Origin of the sequence: Pseudoalteromonas sp. OOF1S-7, assembly GCF_022347765.1 — a bacterium.
In the GTDB taxonomy this organism is placed as follows: Bacteria; Pseudomonadota; Gammaproteobacteria; order Enterobacterales; family Alteromonadaceae; genus Pseudoalteromonas.
This window is the reverse complement of the sequence record NZ_JAKRFZ010000001.1, coordinates 665,532-682,182: the sequence shown is the minus strand read 5'-3', so window position 1 is coordinate 682,182 and position 16,651 is coordinate 665,532. Positions and strand designations below refer to the sequence as shown.

The 16,651-nt window shown below is 49.2% G+C and carries 14 protein-coding genes; 6 read left to right on the top strand and 8 right to left on the bottom strand.

Annotated features, from left to right (window positions below; genetic code table 11):
* The first annotated feature begins 198 nt into the window (after positions 1-198).
* Entirely contained in the window at positions 199-1,170 is a 972-nt protein-coding gene (locus MHN33_RS03015; RefSeq protein WP_239394956.1) for a transposase, read from the top strand.
* Positions 1,171-1,593: 423 nt separating this feature from the next.
* Complete coding sequence (locus MHN33_RS03010) at positions 1,594-2,085, top strand: hypothetical protein (protein ID WP_239394954.1); 492 nt, start codon at positions 1,594-1,596, stop codon at positions 2,083-2,085.
* An 820-nt stretch (positions 2,086-2,905) separates the two neighbouring features.
* Here MHN33_RS03010 and MHN33_RS03005 read toward each other — a convergent pair.
* From MHN33_RS03005 to speA, 4 genes are all read right to left on the bottom strand, one after another.
* A complete protein-coding gene (locus tag MHN33_RS03005; protein ID WP_239394952.1) occupies positions 2,906-5,302 on the bottom strand; it encodes a hypothetical protein in 2,397 nt (798 codons plus the stop codon).
* A 250-nt stretch (positions 5,303-5,552) separates the two neighbouring features.
* Positions 5,553-6,002, bottom strand: coding sequence for a hypothetical protein (locus MHN33_RS03000; protein WP_239394950.1), 450 nt, complete (start codon positions 6,000-6,002; stop codon positions 5,553-5,555).
* A gap of 245 nt (positions 6,003-6,247) precedes the next feature.
* A complete protein-coding gene (speB, locus tag MHN33_RS02995; protein WP_239394948.1) occupies positions 6,248-7,168 on the bottom strand; it encodes an agmatinase in 921 nt (306 codons plus the stop codon).
* Complete coding sequence (gene speA, locus MHN33_RS02990) at positions 7,169-9,082, bottom strand: biosynthetic arginine decarboxylase (RefSeq protein WP_239394946.1); 1,914 nt, start codon at positions 9,080-9,082, stop codon at positions 7,169-7,171. It abuts the gene before it with no gap.
* A 224-nt stretch (positions 9,083-9,306) separates the two neighbouring features.
* Between speA and MHN33_RS02985 the strand changes: the two genes are divergently transcribed.
* The gene (locus MHN33_RS02985) at positions 9,307-10,173 is read left to right on the top strand and encodes a hypothetical protein (protein WP_239394936.1); all 867 of its coding nucleotides are present in this window, start codon (positions 9,307-9,309) and stop codon (positions 10,171-10,173) included.
* Positions 10,174-10,202: 29 nt separating this feature from the next.
* On the opposite strand, the gene phaC is transcribed toward MHN33_RS02985, so the two are convergent.
* The 3 genes from phaC to MHN33_RS02970 form a co-directional block, all read right to left on the bottom strand.
* The gene (gene phaC, locus MHN33_RS02980) at positions 10,203-11,972 is read right to left on the bottom strand and encodes a class I poly(R)-hydroxyalkanoic acid synthase (RefSeq protein ID WP_239394934.1); all 1,770 of its coding nucleotides are present in this window, start codon (positions 11,970-11,972) and stop codon (positions 10,203-10,205) included.
* A 125-nt stretch (positions 11,973-12,097) separates the two neighbouring features.
* The gene (locus MHN33_RS02975; protein ID WP_239394932.1) at positions 12,098-12,445 is read right to left on the bottom strand and encodes a phasin family protein; all 348 of its coding nucleotides are present in this window, start codon (positions 12,443-12,445) and stop codon (positions 12,098-12,100) included.
* A gap of 89 nt (positions 12,446-12,534) precedes the next feature.
* Complete coding sequence (locus tag MHN33_RS02970; RefSeq protein ID WP_239394930.1) at positions 12,535-13,284, bottom strand: SDR family oxidoreductase; 750 nt, start codon at positions 13,282-13,284, stop codon at positions 12,535-12,537.
* A 595-nt stretch (positions 13,285-13,879) separates the two neighbouring features.
* Between MHN33_RS02970 and MHN33_RS02965 the strand changes: the two genes are divergently transcribed.
* Positions 13,880-14,269 (top strand): rhodanese-like domain-containing protein, encoded by a 390-nt coding sequence (locus tag MHN33_RS02965; protein ID WP_239394928.1) that lies wholly within the window; start codon positions 13,880-13,882, stop codon positions 14,267-14,269.
* Positions 14,270-14,386: 117 nt separating this feature from the next.
* On the opposite strand, the gene MHN33_RS02960 is transcribed toward MHN33_RS02965, so the two are convergent.
* Positions 14,387-15,430 carry an alkene reductase gene (locus MHN33_RS02960; RefSeq protein ID WP_239394926.1) on the bottom strand — a complete coding sequence of 348 codons (1,044 nt, stop codon included), beginning with the start codon at positions 15,428-15,430 and terminating at the stop codon, positions 14,387-14,389.
* A gap of 127 nt (positions 15,431-15,557) precedes the next feature.
* Here MHN33_RS02960 and MHN33_RS02955 point away from each other — a divergent pair, with 127 nt between their 5' ends.
* Both MHN33_RS02955 and MHN33_RS02950 read left to right on the top strand, forming a co-directional pair.
* Positions 15,558-16,139 (top strand): TetR/AcrR family transcriptional regulator, encoded by a 582-nt coding sequence (locus MHN33_RS02955; RefSeq protein WP_239394924.1) that lies wholly within the window; start codon positions 15,558-15,560, stop codon positions 16,137-16,139.
* Between the two features lie 137 nt (positions 16,140-16,276).
* On the top strand, positions 16,277-16,624 hold the full coding sequence (locus MHN33_RS02950) for a DUF4336 domain-containing protein (RefSeq protein WP_343224790.1): 348 nt from the start codon (positions 16,277-16,279) through the stop codon (positions 16,622-16,624).
* Positions 16,625-16,651 lie beyond the last annotated feature (27 nt).

Sequence of the window (16,651 nt, the reverse complement as noted above, 5' to 3'; positions counted from 1 at the left end):
ACGTTTTTAGCCAAGTCGATGGATAATGTGCTAACTTGATTCATGATGGATGCTCCTGTTAACTGTAAATATCACTCTCAGTTTGGCGCATTGACGCCGATTTAGGAGCGTCCATCTCAATCACCCACCTAAAAATGGCGCACTTTTGATGTGACGTCTACGCTTAGAACACACTCAAAGGATTGAGGACAATGGACTATGCCAACGGCAAGGAAGAAGCAGGTCAGCTTAACCGATACCAAATATTATCACTGTATTTCCCTGTGTGTTCGTCGGGCATTTTTGTGCGGTGAAGACCGCTTAACGGGTAAGTCATATGAGCACCGGCGAGATTGGGTCGAGGAAAAACTGCTGGCGCTGGTCAAGGTGTTTTGCATTGAGGTGTGTGGCTATGCGGTGATGAGCAATCACACGCACCTAGTGTTGTATGTGGATGATAAGAAAGCAGAAAGGTTGTCAGATAAAGCGATAGTCATTCGCTGGCATAAGTTGTTCAAAGGCAACTGGCTGACGCATAAGTTCGTTAACGGTGATGAGCTGAGCGAGTCAGAGTACAGTATGCTGGCGGCTGATATTGCTGAATTCAAAATACGCCTCGCGAGTATCAGCTGGTTTATGCGGGTATTGAATGAAGACATAGCCCGCAGAGCCAATAAAGAAGATGGTTGCACAGGTCGCTTTTGGGAAGGAAGGTTCAAGTCACAGGCTTTACTGGATACAGCGGCACTGGCAGCCTGCATGGCATATGTTGACCTGAACCCTGTCAGAGCCAAAGTGGCTGAGACTCCGGAAACTTCGGACTATACCAGTATCAAAAAGCGTATTGAGTGCGCACGGAAGGGCAAACAACCCAAGCACTTACGACGCTTTGCAGGGAACTCCAGAGCAAACATGCCAAGTGGTCTCCCGTTTGAACTGACCTACTACATTCAGCTGGTTGAATTAACAGGCCGGTGTATGCGGGCAGATAAACGGGGTTACATCAGCGAAAGCCAACCACTGCTGACCAGATTGCAAATAGAGCCAGACAACTGGCTTAAACTTACCACTCGATTTACCAAGGTGTTTCATGGTGCAGTAGGGCGAAAACAGGCAATGACAGATTATTGTGAGCATCTGGAGAAAAAGCGACGCGCCAATCTGATGCAGTGCGAGCGCCTACTGGGCTAACACCTAACCTTTTTCAGTATCATTTAAATTTATCCCAACTTAGACTAGGGCGTTTTCATATTGTCTGACACCGATTCTTTCCAAGACTCCGAGCTTAGACTTACGAATTTCACTACGCAGAGCTCATAAAAAGCTCGATATTCAATAGTCTTACGTTTCCAAGTTAAAGCAGCCCTATCATCCAAATGCCAATTTAGGTTGGGTGTCTTTTCACTCTTGCGTAGAAACCCTAGCTGGTGAGACTAGACCTGCTGGCCCCGGAGATAGTGCTCCACCGGGTAGCTTGATTGGAGAGAATGGGGTTTTTGGTAGGCCTGAAAATAGTAGTGGTGGAGCTAGTATCGATATTCCAGCAAATGGCGATAAACCACATGAAACCTTACACTATGAAAAAGAAAAAAATTGACGCAAGAGGGAATGAAGTTGACTAATATACAAATTCAAGTTGCGAACGGTTCAATTGCGAAGCTCAAAGAGTTTCTAGTTGGCTCAATTCTTTGTGGCTATGAGATTCCAAATAAACAAAATCTTGGTTGTACTTGGGAATTACGTTTTTACTTCGAAGGTAAAACTTCCTTTTTGGTATTTAGCTCTGACGTAGAAAGTGCTGGAGGGTGGGAAGAGTTTGGATATTTGAAATGTGAATTAATACCCGAGACGGAAAGAAATGATTCTGAAGATATATTCAAAAAAGTTTTGATTGAGAATATAGCTATTGAAAGTATCTCTTTATTAATCAATGCAGAGGAAGATATTGAAGCAGAATGCGGCATTGTAATTCGGTCTTCTGAAGGAGAAGAGATTATTATTTCTACTGCTCCATCACCCGGTGCCGTATCAGTAATGGCACCTTTTAGTATTGATGAGTATAAACCTGAGGTGTTGATAGAACACTGTACATCAAGAGCTATTTAGAACCGACTAGAAATTGTTTGAATTGTACTAGCTCAGACTTGACCTGACAGTTACCCGTTTTTCAACCGGTGACTGTCAGCCTGGATTTGGGCTATATTCTTTTCAACCTAGATCGATTTCCCATCTAATAATGTTTCAAGCGGCGTTCTACCCAGGGTGGGTGAGAGCATACTTCGTTAATGGTCGTTAATGGTCGTTAATGAAGTATGCTCTCACCCTGACCTTCAGGAGCTGCTGTTAATCAGGCCTCCACTTCAACACTTAGTACCGATGCCCATGATATTCAGGGCTTAATGTCCTACACAGTGCGGAGCCTTTAAGAGGCTGTACCACCTAAATATATTGCTTATGAGCAAAGGCTTGATAATCAGTTTATTAATAACCTGCTGGCACAGCTGCTGGAAGATTCCCATTTATGCGACAAAGCATGAGATTTACCTAAAACCATAAGTTAACGTCTGACGAGACAGTACTTTTGTGGCTGTTTTGGTATGAAAAAAGGGATTGCTCGTTCAAAGCCAAAAAACCAGGAACGAGCCGTATCGATTAGCACTATCTTGGGGTATAAGTTGATAAAGCTTTTAAAGTCATGGCGATGGAAGAGATAGTCGCTGCCTGCCATGATTAGTGTATCGTCCGGTTGTGCGACTTCTTTAGTAAAAAATTTGAAAAAATGTCAGACTGATGACAAACCAATCAATAAGGTGTTGTTTTGGGTGGTTTGTTTTGGTTTGTGTGGCTGTATTAGGTAGTTAAAGCGCTAAAAACGAGGCTTTGCTGGTTTGGAAGGCTGCCAGTTGATACTGGCAGCCTGCGTATATTACTGAATAATCAGGGTGCCGACAGGCGAAGCATCTGACTGATTGCCTGCCAGGTCGACAGCAATAACCTGATAGCTGACTTCCCCTTTGGGTGGCCAAGGGTCGTCAAAGTGGGCTGTATCACTCAGGGTATAGGGCTGGCCGTTGCGGATAATCTTGTAAAAGCGAATGCCCTGATTATCTGCGCTGGGTTGCCATTGCAATGTTGCGCCATAAGCGCCATCCGACTGCACACTGAACTGAGCGGGGGCAGTGGGTGGTTCGCTGTCACCGGCTTTGGTATTCAGGCTTGCCTCAGCTATCACTGTGCCCGTTTCGCGGTGTACAGCACGAACCTGGTACTGGTAGTCCTGATTAAGCGGGAGCCAGTGATCTTCGTAGTTGTTGGCGGTGGTATGCCAGATCAGTTGCGCATCGCGATAAACCTGAAACTTCACCGGTATCGCGGCAACATGATTGAACTCCCAGCTCAGGCCAACGCCATTGCTGTCAAACAGGGCTGACGAGCTCAGGTTCAACAGCGCGGCCTGAGGTGAGTCCTCACCTGCTGGCAAGCTGTCTGTGTTATCACCACTTTGTACGCTTTGCTCGCACCCAGTCCACCAGCAGGGCGTCTGCTCAATAAAGCTCAGCACGGCATCGTATTTATGTGCCTGCGCACGGGTCTGGGTCTGATATTCCTTAAGCGGAAATGCACCCCAGCTGTCCCACCGGCCGATGCTTTCAAACACTACGTATAGTCCTGCGCCAGACGCCTGCCAGTCATTGAGGTGATTGGTAAACGCTGACGCCATGCGCGGATCGCGATTGGCAGTCAGGAATAATGCCTCGCTGATGGTATCTCGGCCATCGCGAATATCTCCGGCATAGGTGAGGTGCTGGCCGCCCTCATAGGCTGCCAGCATCAGGCCGTCTTGCTGGGCCAGTGCCAGGTTGCCCTGAATATTGTCTCTGGCCTGTGCCAGTGCGCCATGCTCAGGTGCCTGCCACCAGGGGGGCTCATCGGGGTTATAGGTCAGGCCATACAGTACGCCCGAATCCATTTCCTCAAACAGCTTGTTGAGACCTTCAGCCCCTTCACTGGCCCAGCCCTGTAAAATGGGCAGATATTTTTGGTCGGCAAAATAACCGGCAAAGTAGCTGCCCACCGCCAGTACATCCATGTTGTCGGCACAGCGCTGGCCCACGCCCGCTGCGTGAATAGGGCAGTTGAGTGCCTGCTCGCTGATCCAGGGCACCCCGGTCTGGCCGCCCATTACGCATTGTATGCGCTCTGCTTCCTCGGCAAACTCTGTTTTGATGATGTCGCACATCTGCGAGCTGCGCAGCCCGTAGTAGTTCATGCGATATTCAATATCGTGGTAACTGGTGTTGGGCCACAGGGCTTTACCTTGCTCTTCGAGATACAGGCCATCGAAAATATACGGCCAGGCGTTATTCCACAGCTCGTTACCAAACTCCACATATATCGCAGAATTCCCTTCGCTTTGCGTTTTCAGCAACCGGGCAAACTGGCGGATATAGTCATCATCTACCCGAACCGGGAGCGTGTACCAGGGCTCGGCCCCCAGCTTGTTACTCATGGCAATGGCCACTTCATAGGGGCTGCCACCATTGAGGGCCCAGCTGGCGTAATCGTACTGGTTTCTCTGCGTCCAGTGCTGAACCGGGTTGTCTATGGTGCTCAGCAGCTGCATAAAACGCAAAGTACGGAACTGGCGCACATCATCCAAAAAGAGTGGATGGAATATCCGTGCCTGATAGCTGTGCTCGAACGACACAAACTGCTCAGGGCTGGCACAGTCCGCCGCGCTGGCAGCATAATCCGTAGCGGCGTCACTGCAACTGCCGCCTGGGGCAATAATGCGAATGTTGCGAATATGGTTGCCGGTATTGTTTGGGTCGGTGGCATGGATCTGCAAATGGAAGAAACTGTTCGCAGTCATGCGTACCACGTCGCGTCCGGGTGCTGAGCTGATAAGGTCCGGGCCCGAGTAATAGAGCTCACCTTCACCCTCGTACAAGATCACAAACTCGCCGACCGGATGGTGCGGGTTATCGTGATAAATAATGGTGGTGACATAGTGAAAAGGCGAGTCGGGTGAATCCGCAGGTAAAGTGCGGGGCCAGCCTTGCTCGTCCAAATCCAGTAGTGCCTGATCGCCGGTGTTAAATTCCCAGGTATGGGCATTGCTGGTGGCCCACAGCTGGCCACTGCCGTTAGAGGCATGCTTCATCACATCCAGCGTGGTCCACTGACTTGACCAGTAATTAATGCCGGTGAGGTTAATCCCCACGCCTGAGTTAGCGTTATCGCTGCTTGCTGCCAGCAGGGGGAGTGATAAACTGAGCGCCATTGTACCGGCAGTGAGGGTTGCATAAATAGGTGTTTTCATAAGCTTGACCATTCCAATTGACCAAAGAGACTTCATCCATTTTTTCGCAGTGATATGTATATGACTATGCATCTTTTATGCTGTTCAGAACAGCACAACACACATCATTCTGCTTCCTTGCTAAGGGCTGTTCCCTGAAAGAACTCGCCAAAAGCACTGCAATAAGTTAGCAGTGATAGGAAAAAAAGAGGATACGAAAAAGGCATGGTTCAGCTGTTTTTTTGCGCTGATAGCAACAAAGCACAGCGTTTCAGGGATTATTTTCTTCACCCCAAAGCCTGATTGTGCCCAATAAGTAGCAGGTCCCATAAACACAACATATCAGAGAACTGACCAGCCAGAAGGTGATGGAGTTTTGCTGGATCGCTGCAGATGTAGTCACAAAGGGAGCCAATAATCCTGCGACTCCACGCAGCAGATAAATACTGGTGATGAGTATCAGGGCGGTTTTCAAAAACGGGAGTTGAATGATGATACCGGCACCAGAGAAAGCAAATACTCCCCAAAGCGCAAGCACGACAGCGATAAATGCAGTGACCAGCGTAGGGTAAAGATCGCCAGCTGCGGCCATGTCTGCCATCTCTTGTCCCGCACCTAACAAGAGATACCAATCCGGGCCTCCCCAGATACACAACACGTGCAGCAGTGATGCCAGAAAACTCAAACAACCAGCAATGACAAGGGGGCGATTTTTAGTCAATGATTACTCCGTCAGCCTCATAAAAATGAACATATGTTTGTCTTTGAAGAGCGCTCCAATCAAACGTCACTATTTGTATCTATTTTAACTACGGATATGACTGTAACTTATCATTGGGTGTTTTGGTAGGGTAGTGTGCCGGCTATTTTTTAATTGTTTTCTCGATAACATGTATCGTGACCTGCATGTGTACATAAACAACAGTAGATGATGGTGAAATAAAAAGCGCCCGCAGGCGCTTTAAATCATTTGTGGCGAATGGCCCATAAATGGAGCAGTTCGTAGGCGATGGTGGCTGCGGCAATGGACGTCAGCTCGCTCTGATCGTATGAGGGCGAGACTTCCACCACGTCCATACCAACGATATTAATCCCTTGCAGTGCGCGCAGTATCTTGAGTACTTTGTCGCTGCTCAGGCCACCACAGACCGGGGTGCCTGTGCCGGGCGCAAAGGCCGGGTCCAGACAGTCGATATCAAAGGTCAGATAGACCGGCAAGTCGCCGACTCTGGCCTTGATCTGCTCGGCAATGGTCGGGGCATCCATATCATTGGCCTGCATCGCATCAACCACGGCAAAGCCATGATTACTTTGCTCGAACTCAGTACGGATCCCCAGCTGGATGGAGTGATCCGGACAGATCAGCCCTTCTCTGGGGGCATGAAAAAACATAGTGCCATGGTCGTAACGTGAGCCCTGACTATAGGTATCGGTATGGGCATCAAAATGCACTAAAGCCATTTTGCCATGTATCTTCTGATGCGCCCGTAACAAGGGCAGGGTGACGAAGTGGTCGCCGCCCAGCCCAAGTAAGGCTTTACCCTGATGGAGGATCTGCTCTGCCGCCAATTCCAGCTGCGCGGTAAAGTATTCCGGATCTCCCACCGGATAAGTAAAGTCGCCGGCATCGTGCAGGCTAATTTTGTCCCATAGAGCAAATTGCCAAGGGTAACGTTTACCTTCCCAGGCTAAGTGGACCGAGGCGCGACGGATCGCATCCGGGCCCAGGCGGGCACCGGGACGTCCTGAGGTGGCCAAATCAAATGGCAACCCCAGTACCACCACGTCGGACTCAATATGGGCGATGTCGCGCACCATGGGCTGACGCAAAAACGTCATGCCGTTTGAGTATAACGAGTGGTCGCAATGGTCGAACAACTGCTTCACTTAGCACTCCTCCAGATAGGTGTAGCCTTCCAGGCCCGACGCCAGTTCACTCAGGCACATGGCCCGGTCGGCCTCTTCCAGTCGGGTATTAACCTGAACAATAAAGTTCTCTTTAAATGCCGCTACGTCCAGATGTACGTAACGCATCATATCTGCCACGCTGTCGCCTGCGTCGACGTCGTCCATTTGCAGCTGACCCTGCGCATCCACCCGGGCCACCACACTGTGGGTGTCGCCAAACAGGTTGTGCATGTCGCCCAGGATCTCCTGATATGCACCGACCAGGAAGAAGCCCAGCAAGTAGGGGGCATCCGCCGTGTATTCAGGCACAGGCAGGGTACTTTCAATGCCCTGACCATCGACATAATGATCCACCGCGCCATCAGAGTCGCAGGTGATGTCGAGCAGCACCGCGCGCTTTTTCGGCGCCTGTGTCAGGCCGCTCAGCGGCAGCACTGGAAACACCTGATCTATGCCCCAGGCATCAGGCAGCGACTGGAATAACGAGAAGTTCACAAAGAACTTGTCGGCCAGTTTGGTACCCAGCTCATCGATGATCGGACGATGAAAGCGGTTTTTATTGTCCATTCTTTGCTGCAATTCATAGCAAATACGTAAATTCACCTGCTCAGCCCAGGCGCGTTGTTCCAGCGACAGCAAGCCCATGGCAAACTGTCCGTGTACTTCCGCCAGGTCGCCCTGTGTATCGTGATAGAGCTCAATCAGGGCTCTGTCGTCGCTTTGCTCGCTCAGTGCCTGCCACGAACGCCACATGTTACGCAGCAGCTGCGGGGCATCGCTGGCAACCGCGCTCAGCTGCTCCGGCTGGTAGCTTTCAGTGCCTACTACATCAGTGATCAACACCGCATGATGTGCCGTCAGCGCCCGGCCCGATTCCGAAATAATGGTCGGCATCGGCTGATTATACTGCTGACAGGTATCACCAATGGTGTACACCACATTGTTGGCATACTCAGCCAGACTATAATTCATCGAGTTATGCGACTGGCTGCGTGTACCGTCATAATCCACCGCCAGGCCACCGCCCACGTCGAGGTTGATCAGGTTAGCGCCCAGTCTGCGCAGCTCGCAGTAAAAGCGTGCCGCTTCGCTTACGCCCAAACGTACATCCCGGATGTTGGCCATTTGCGACCCCAGGTGAAAATGCACCAGTTGCAATGCGCTCAGCATGTCTGCTTGTTTTAGCTGCTCAACCACCGTTAACACCTGAGAAGCGGACAAGCCAAACTTAGACTTTTCACCGCCGCTTGCCTGCCACTTACCTTTGCCCTGCGAAGCCAGGCGAACGCGCAGGCCCAGTCTTGGTGTCACATTCAGTGCCTTGGCCTCGGCCAGTACCAGATCCAGCTCGGAGCGTTTTTCCAGCACGATATACACCCGGTGGCCGAGCTTTTCGCCGATCAGCGCCAGGCGAATGTATTCACGGTCTTTGTAGCCGTTACAGACGATCACCGCACTGGTTTTTTCACTCAACGCCAGTACCGTCAATAGCTCGGCTTTGCTGCCTGCTTCAAGGCCCAGTTGTTTTTTCTCTTTGCCATCCTGGCTGGCTATCAGCCCTTCAACCACTTCTCTTTGCTGGTTCACTTTGATGGGGTAAACCAACAGGTAGTCTTTGGGATACTGATAGTCGGCAATTGCCGTGTTAAACGCCTGACAGATGTCATTGACGCGTTGCTCAAGGATCTGTGGGAACCTCACCAATGCTGGTAAGCCATAGCCCTGCGCTTTAATTTGCGCGGCAATGTGTGTCAAAGTAACGGCGTGCCCCGGGTTATCTACTGTCGGCATGGCGGTTACCTCTCCCTGATCATTGATACCAAAGAAGCCCTGGCTCCAGTGGCGCACGTTGTAGCATTCACGTGCCTGCTCAGAAGAGATCAAATCTGTCATTAACGTTCCTTAACGAGTAAAAAATTAATTTAAATGAGTATAGGTTATGGGGCGCATTAAACGAGCAATCGACAGCTGTGTCTAACAAGAAATTTTGCTCTTAACGAGTGAGCTTTTCACTGAAGAAAGTGGGTTATCAAACGGCAGGAAAAATACCCCGGCTCAGCCCACGACAAACACGTTGTGTGTGATATGGTGAGAGAAAGAGGCCAACGGGAGACATCATGCGGGGATTGATAGGTGCTTTATTGCTGTGTTCACATGCCTTTGCCACTGAGTTGGTTTATCAGGATATGCAAGCGCTGGATACCAAACAACAAGCCATTGTAAAACATTGGCTGAGCCAGGGACTCAAAGCGACAGAGCAAATCCTGGGGCCCTTGGCACAATCTCACCTGCCAGTGAAGCTACAGCGCGTTTATTTGAGCAGTGAGCCCGTGCCCTGGGGCGCAGTTAACCGTGCAGAGGTGGATGGCATTGAACTACACATTAGCCAGTTTGCGACACAGCAGCAACTGATCAGCGACTGGACTCTGTATCATGAACTGGCCCATTTATACCACCCTCTGCTTGACTACCCGGATTTCTGGCTTGCAGAAGGGCTGGCCACCTATTTGCAAAATGTCATTATGTTGCATGGCGGGGTGATTAATGCCGACGAATATGTCCAGAGGATCATGGCTGGTCTGGAGCGAGGCCGGCTGGGCACCTGGGAGACTCCAGGTCCGCTGGCCCGGGTGAGTGAAGACATGTGGCGACTGCGCGCTCATGCACGCGTTTACTGGAGTGGTGCGGCGTTTTTCATTGAAGCGGAGCTGGCGCTACGGCAAAAAGACCCGGCGCTGACGCTTACCAGTTTGCTAAAGCGCTATCAGGCATGTTGCAGAGCGCAGGCACCTGAAGGGCAAGCACACAGTGCTAAGGTGTTTCTCAGTCAGCTCGACAAACTGTCTCGGAGCAGTATTTTTAGCAATCTTTATCACAGCTATAAATTGCGGCAGGACTTTCCGCGCTTAAGCAAGCAGGCGGTGCGCTTGAGTGGATTGCACATGATGTCAGTCAGGCACAGTGAATTACTCAGGCAAAAATAAAGGCTGCCGTTTGGCAGCCCTGGTGTCGGTTAGATTTTAACTTTTACGTACTCACCCGGGGCGGCATAAATCCCCGGATTGGTTTTACTGCTGGTTGCACGCTTAGGGATTTTCTCGTCTACATACTGACTTAGCCATTTGCCCCAGTGTGGCCACCACGAACCACTCTGATGCTTGGCTTGGTCAAGCCAGGCATTGGCGTCGCCGGCTGCGTCCGGGCCATACCAAAAACCATATTTCTCTGCCGCTGGTGGATTGATCACGCCAGCAATGTGGCCAGACTCGCCCAGTACAAAAGTGGTTTTCGCGCTGGTATGCTGAATACCCTGAAAAGTCGCCTGCCACAGAGCAATGTGATCGTCCCGTGTCGATAACATATACACGGGTTGTTTCACCTTACTGAGATCAATCTTGGTGCCTCGGATTTCAATCTCACGCGGTTGTATCAGACGATTTTCCAGATACAGGTCACGCAGCATAAAGTTATGACATTTCGCGGTGAGGTTGGTGCTGTCGCCGTTCCAGTACAGCAGATCCAGATCCATGGGCGCCTCACCTTTGAGGTAATTATTAACGTAGTAATTCCAGTACAGGCTGTTTTCACGCAACATGCTGAAAGACACACCCAGCAGGTGACCATGCATGATGCCGTTTTGCAGGTTGTATTTCTCCAGCGCAGAAATGGTGGGCTCATTAACAAACACGCCAATTTCACCTGGCTGCGAGAAATCCAGCAGAGTGGTCAGCAAGGTGGCACTTTTAATGCGGTGCTTCATGCGCTTTGAGACAAAGTAGGCCATGGCCGTCGTAACCAAAGTACCCGCAATACAGTAGCCCACCGCATTCACATAGGCTTCACCGGTTTGCTTTTCAATGGCATCCAGCGCGGCAATCACGCCATCAACGATGTAATCTTCAAAACCAATATCGGCCATACTGGCATCGGGGTTTTTCCACGAAATCATAAACACCGTGTGGCCCTGATCCACGGACCATTTAACCAGTGAGTTTTGCTGTTTCAGATCCAGAATATAGTACTTGTTGACATATGGCGGCACTATCAACAGCGGCGTTTTATAGACATCTTTAGTGGTTGCCTCGTACTGGATCAATTCGAATAGGTGGTTCTGGAATACTACTCGCCCTGGTGTGGTGGCAATGTCTTTACCCAATTCAAAAGCGTGCTCGTCAGTCATGCTTATGCGCAGCATGTCTCCACTTTTGGCCAGGTCCTTCTTAAACATCTCCAGGCCTTTGAGCAGGTTTTCACCTTTGGAATCCAACGTCAGTTTAAGGAGCTCAGGGTTAGTGGAAATAAAGTTACTGGGCGAAATTGAGTTCACTACCTGGCGGGCAAAAAACTCCAGGCGCTCTTTTAGTTTGTCATCCAATCCGGGTGTTTCACGGATAGAAGAAAGCAAAGACTGGCCAAACAGCAGGTAGCTTTGTTTGATGTAATTAAACCAGGGGTTATCATGCCATTCGTCGGCTTTAAAACGACGGTCTCCGCGCTCCGTTTCAATGATATCAGGTTGTTCGGTGTCGAATCCCTGGCCCCAGGTTTGTTGCATAATTTTGATTTGTTCCTGCCACCAGTCAAACTGATGCTGAACAAAGGTTTCTGGCTGCTTCGCTATTTCGTTCAACCAGACACCAAAATCCCGGGCACTTTGCTCGTTCAGGGCTTGTTGAACGGGGTTTTCTTTGAGCAGGTTATTACTGAATATAGTGTAGAGATCTTGATTGTACTGCCACCAGGCTGTCAGTGTTTTATTAAGATCTGTGTTATCGGTATCCATTACTCGTGTCCTAATAGGCAAATTGATTGCACGTGTCTTGTGTCGTGTTTGGTATAGCGGATCAGCCACTACAAAAAACAGGCTAAAAAAATGCCCCTGCACAGGGCAGGGGCAGACGACAGCGATTAAGCTTTGGCAGTGGCCTTCACACTATCTTTTGAGATAGCTTCAAGGTGCTCTTTGAACTCGTTACCAAGCTGAGTCAGCTTTTGACCATCGTCGATCATTTGCTGGCTTAGCTTGTTCATCGCAGTGAGCTGACTGGCATTGAAGTCGATGAAAGACTTAACGTCTTTTACTTCTGATGCGGTTTTTAATTGCTCAACAGACGTTTTAGTGAAGTTTTCAGTTGCATCGAGCTGGATCTGTGCCAATTGCTCAATGTTTTTAGCAACCAGTTGATTGAACTTGATTGCCGGAGAGAAAAACTGCTCGCTTTGCTCAGTAAAAGTTTTCATTAGATCGTTGTACATGGTGTGCTTCCTGTTTATCAAAAAAGTCCGTATAGGTAGCGTTACTGCCAGGTACTTCAGAGCGCGTGCTCATTCCTGATATACGCCGCTTAGTTCATATAAAGTCCGCCGTTAATCGCCAGCGTTTCACCTGTGATATAGCCTGCCTGATCAGACGCCAGATAAGCGACCGACTGAGCCACTTCAAGTGGCGTGGCTAAGCGCTGCATCGGCACTTGTGCCTTGATGCTTTCAAGCACATCATCACGCATTTTTTCGACCATTGGGGTTGCCGTATAGCCTGGGGCAACCACGTTTACGGTCACGCCTGCGCGGGCGCCTTCGTATGCCAGCGCTTTGCTGAAGCCGATCATACCGGCTTTAGCTGCCGAATAATTGGCCTGACCGAACTGACCCTTCTGGCCGTTTACACTGGAAATATTAATGATACGGCCGTATTTGTTGGCGCACATGTGTGCAAAAACCGGGTGGGTCATGTTGAACATGGAGTTAAAGTTCGTGTCGATAACTTCCTGCCATTGCGTCAGGGTCATCTTTTTAAATGAGGTATCCCGTGTGATGCCTGCATTATTAACCAGAATATCAATGCGACCAAACTGGTCGATGATATTGGTGAGCTGTTGCTGACAGGCCTGATGATCTGTGACATCTAAGAAGATGCCGTGCACGGCTGCCGGGTTGATTGACTGCTCATTGAGCCAGGTATCAATATCCGCCGAGGTACGACGATGACTGGCTACAGCCACTACGAAACAGTTTGCATTTACCAGCTCTTTGACGATAGCTGAACCGATGCCACCCAGTGCACCAGTGACGACTGCGATTTTTTTGCTTTCCATATTGCTCTTCCGAACTTAAGGCGGCTCAACTATCGCACTTCTAAGCCACGTTTCCGGTTGTTTTTACACTAACCGAAAGGTTTACGAACTGGCGTTATTGTCATTCGTCATTGTGACGAATTCATAACCGATATATTTAATTCCCAAGACAAATTTGCACCTGTTTATTCGTCATTTTTAGTTTGTTCCTTCTCGGGGTGCAAAGTCCGTTAATGCAAAGCTTGATAAAAAATATAGCAAAATAGAGTAAAAACTCAAGTTTTAAAATGATGTTCCCTTTTTACTAGAGGGCGGAGTGATCACTTGCACCAGTCACTAGTAATAGTGGTAAATTCAAGGCCTGAATATTAGACTATAGCCGCAGTTGTCTGACCAATGAGCCAGATCAAATAAGTAAGTAATTGTAAAATAAATGGTAGATTTTTAAAGTGAAAAATTGCCAAGTTGCACTATGTACCCACCCTGGGTCTAATTCAACGTATGGGTTAGTGTTATTCCTATTTTGATGCTTTTCAAGATAAAATATTCCGGGGTGAAAAATGGCATATTTGCTATGCTTGTGGTATCAGAAAGTCTATGAGACAGAAGGGGTTTTATGATTAAGCAAAGTATGCTTTTGCTGTTTGGGTTGCTAAGCTTATTGGCTCAGGCTGCAACCGAAGTGATAAGCCAACAAGCGTTACTGCGCAATCAAATGTCGGCTCAGCCCCATGTGATTGTGGATGTTAGAAGTGAAAAAGAGTTTCTGGCTGGCCACCTTAAAGGTGCTATTAACATTCCTTATGATCACATAACTAAGTACCAGTCTTTACTGGACACGCTGAAACTTCAGACGTTGGTGGTTTATTGCCGCTCGGGGCGTCGGGCCGCGATATTTGAGCAAGCGCTGGCACAGCAGGGATTTAGCCTGCTACACCTTAGCGGTGATTATCTTAGCTGGCAGGCAGCAGAGTTGCCTTTGATCACGCCTACAATGTCGCAATAGTAGCCATTCAGGGTGCAACAGTGCGGGAGGCACTCGCCCGCACGTGTTTGATCCGCTTCAGAATGACGTAAATTAATTTGCTCCGTCAAATTGAACTGGTATTAAGAGAAACAGGTATTATACCAGGCTTGCTAGCATGTCTTCGGAGTAAGGAGTGAGTGTTTCGCCTTGTCTGACTTTTTTCACATAGTCCGGGTTGGCAATGAAAGGACGGCCAATTGCTAACAGATCGAAGCGATTGTCGCATATTGCTTGCTCGCCTGTTTGCGCAGTAAAACCGCCTACGCCGACAAGGGTTTTGCTGTAATTTGCTCTGACATAGTCAGAGACACGGCCACCCAGGAAATCGAATTCCATGGCGTCGTCAAGAATACCAATATGTACAAAAGCCAGTGTGCGTTGCTCCAGTTGTGCCAGCAAATAATCAAACACGGCTCTGTCGCGTTGATCGGCTTGTATATTAAAGTAGGCGCCAGGTGACAGTCGCACAGCTGTGCGCTCGGCACCAATGCGTTCGCTAATGGCGTCGATGATTTGTAGCGCAAAACGGCTCATATTTTTTGCGGTTGCGCCGTACTCATCGGTACGCCTGTTACTGTCGTAATGTAAAAACTGGTCAACCAGATACCCGTTTGCAGCATGGATCTCAATGCCATCAAAGCCCGCATCAATGGCATTACTGGCCGCCTGAGCATAGTCGGCAACCAATTGAGTGATTTCTTCAACACTGGCAGGTGTGGGTGTGATGTAGCTCAGATCCCGCATCCGCGGAACTGTGCCATCCACTCTTTCGGCACTGGGTGCCAGCACTTTGTCGCCCTCGAAAAAATACGGGTGTGCAACCCGGCCCGTGTGCCAAAGCTGAGCAAAGATCTTACCGCCTTTGGCGTGGACTGCATCAGTGACTTTGCGCCACCCAGCGATCTGCGCTGGGTTAAACAGCCCCGGGGTATTTGGATAGCCCTGTCCGTCAGGGCGAATGAGGGTTGCTTCAGAAATAATTAGCCCTGCATCAGCACGACGTGCATAATATTCGGCCATCGCATCGGTTGGTACCAGCTGGTCATCCGCCATGCAGCGAGTGAGCGGCGCCATTAGAATGCGGTTTTTTAGTAATATTTGATCACTTAAGGCATAAGTTTCAAACAGTTTGCTTGTCATAATAGGATCCGGTTAGTTTTTGAATGTTTATTCAAGATATGATCATTTGAACGAGCGTTCAAGTATATTTTGAACATTTGTTCAAAAATGAGTAAAATGTGCCATGTGAAATGAGGAGAGTTATGAGATGCGCAGTGCAGAATTTGACAAAGAGCAGGTGCTCAGAGCCGCAATGACGGCATTTATGGAAAAAGGCTACGCAAAAACCAGTATGCAGGACCTGAAAGCCGCAACCGGTTTACACCCAGGGTCGATTTACTGCGCGTTTCAGAACAAACGCGGCTTACTACTGGCAGCCCTGGAGCAGTATAATCGGGATCGTGGCGATGAATTACAGAGGTTGTTCTCACAGCATCCGTCCGCCAGCGCCGGACTGGCTGCCTATCTGACCCATGTGATAGATGAATGTGTGAGCTGTGATCCGCAAAAACTCTGCCTGACACAAAAAGCATTGAATGAGCTGGCAGAACAGGATGAGGAAGCACAGGCTATCCTCAGTGAGCAGTGTGCCATGTGGCGAAATGCTCTTTGCACAGTATTTGAACGCATTGCCGAGCAGGAGGAATTGACCGGTACACGCAGCCCACTGGACAGGGCCCGCAGCCTCATTGTCAGTATCTATGGACTACGTACCTTTGCCCATACGCACCCGGAGCCACAGATAATGCGGGAACTGGGTGCACAAATACTCAAAGACGTGTGTCAGTAAAGTTAAATGTGCGTGCCATTTTGCCTCATTCAGGGATTGGATAAATTATCACCAAGTGTGTTAATCTTTAATCTCACTATTTTTTCTTACTATCGATAGGGTTGCTAAGAGGAAATTAGGTCACCAGGGAGAGTGTCATGAGGCAGCTGGACGATAATATATGGATTTTCGATGGTGAAGCCGTGTCTTTTTTCACTATGCCTTTCACTACGCGAATGACGATTGTACGCTTGCCTTGTGGCGGTTTATGGGTACACAGTCCCATTTGTCTTACCCCTGGGCTACGTGAGCAGGTCGATGCGCTTGGGCCCGTAACCTACCTGGTGGCCCCTAACCACCTCCATCACCTGTTTATGGCCCCTGGCAGGATGCCTACCCGGAAGCACGCACATTTGGCACGCAGGAGGTCAAAGATAAGTGCGAGCTCCTCCGTTTTGGTGGGATCCTGGATAGTGAGCATCACTACCCTTGGGGTAACACACTGAAAAAAATTCTCTTTACGGGTTCGCCAG

What these genes read in the sequence shown, in the direction of transcription:
- MHN33_RS03015 (WP_239394956.1), top strand. Translation starts at nt 199, where the DNA reads ATGCCAACGGCAAGGAAGAAGCAGGTCAGCTTAACCGATACCAAATAT.
- MHN33_RS03005 (WP_239394952.1), bottom strand. Translation starts at nt 5,302, where the DNA reads ATGAAAACACCTATTTATGCAACCCTCACTGCCGGTACAATGGCGCTC.
- speA (WP_239394946.1), bottom strand. Translation starts at nt 9,082, where the DNA reads ATGACAGATTTGATCTCTTCTGAGCAGGCACGTGAATGCTACAACGTG.
- MHN33_RS02985 (WP_239394936.1), top strand. Translation starts at nt 9,307, where the DNA reads ATGCGGGGATTGATAGGTGCTTTATTGCTGTGTTCACATGCCTTTGCC.
- phaC (WP_239394934.1), bottom strand. Translation starts at nt 11,972, where the DNA reads ATGGATACCGATAACACAGATCTTAATAAAACACTGACAGCCTGGTGG.
- MHN33_RS02975 (WP_239394932.1), bottom strand. Translation starts at nt 12,445, where the DNA reads ATGTACAACGATCTAATGAAAACTTTTACTGAGCAAAGCGAGCAGTTT.
- MHN33_RS02970 (WP_239394930.1), bottom strand. Translation starts at nt 13,284, where the DNA reads ATGGAAAGCAAAAAAATCGCAGTCGTCACTGGTGCACTGGGTGGCATC.
- MHN33_RS02965 (WP_239394928.1), top strand. Translation starts at nt 13,880, where the DNA reads ATGATTAAGCAAAGTATGCTTTTGCTGTTTGGGTTGCTAAGCTTATTG.
- MHN33_RS02960 (WP_239394926.1), bottom strand. Translation starts at nt 15,430, where the DNA reads ATGACAAGCAAACTGTTTGAAACTTATGCCTTAAGTGATCAAATATTA.
- MHN33_RS02955 (WP_239394924.1), top strand. Translation starts at nt 15,558, where the DNA reads ATGCGCAGTGCAGAATTTGACAAAGAGCAGGTGCTCAGAGCCGCAATG.
- MHN33_RS02950 (WP_343224790.1), top strand. Translation starts at nt 16,277, where the DNA reads ATGAGGCAGCTGGACGATAATATATGGATTTTCGATGGTGAAGCCGTG.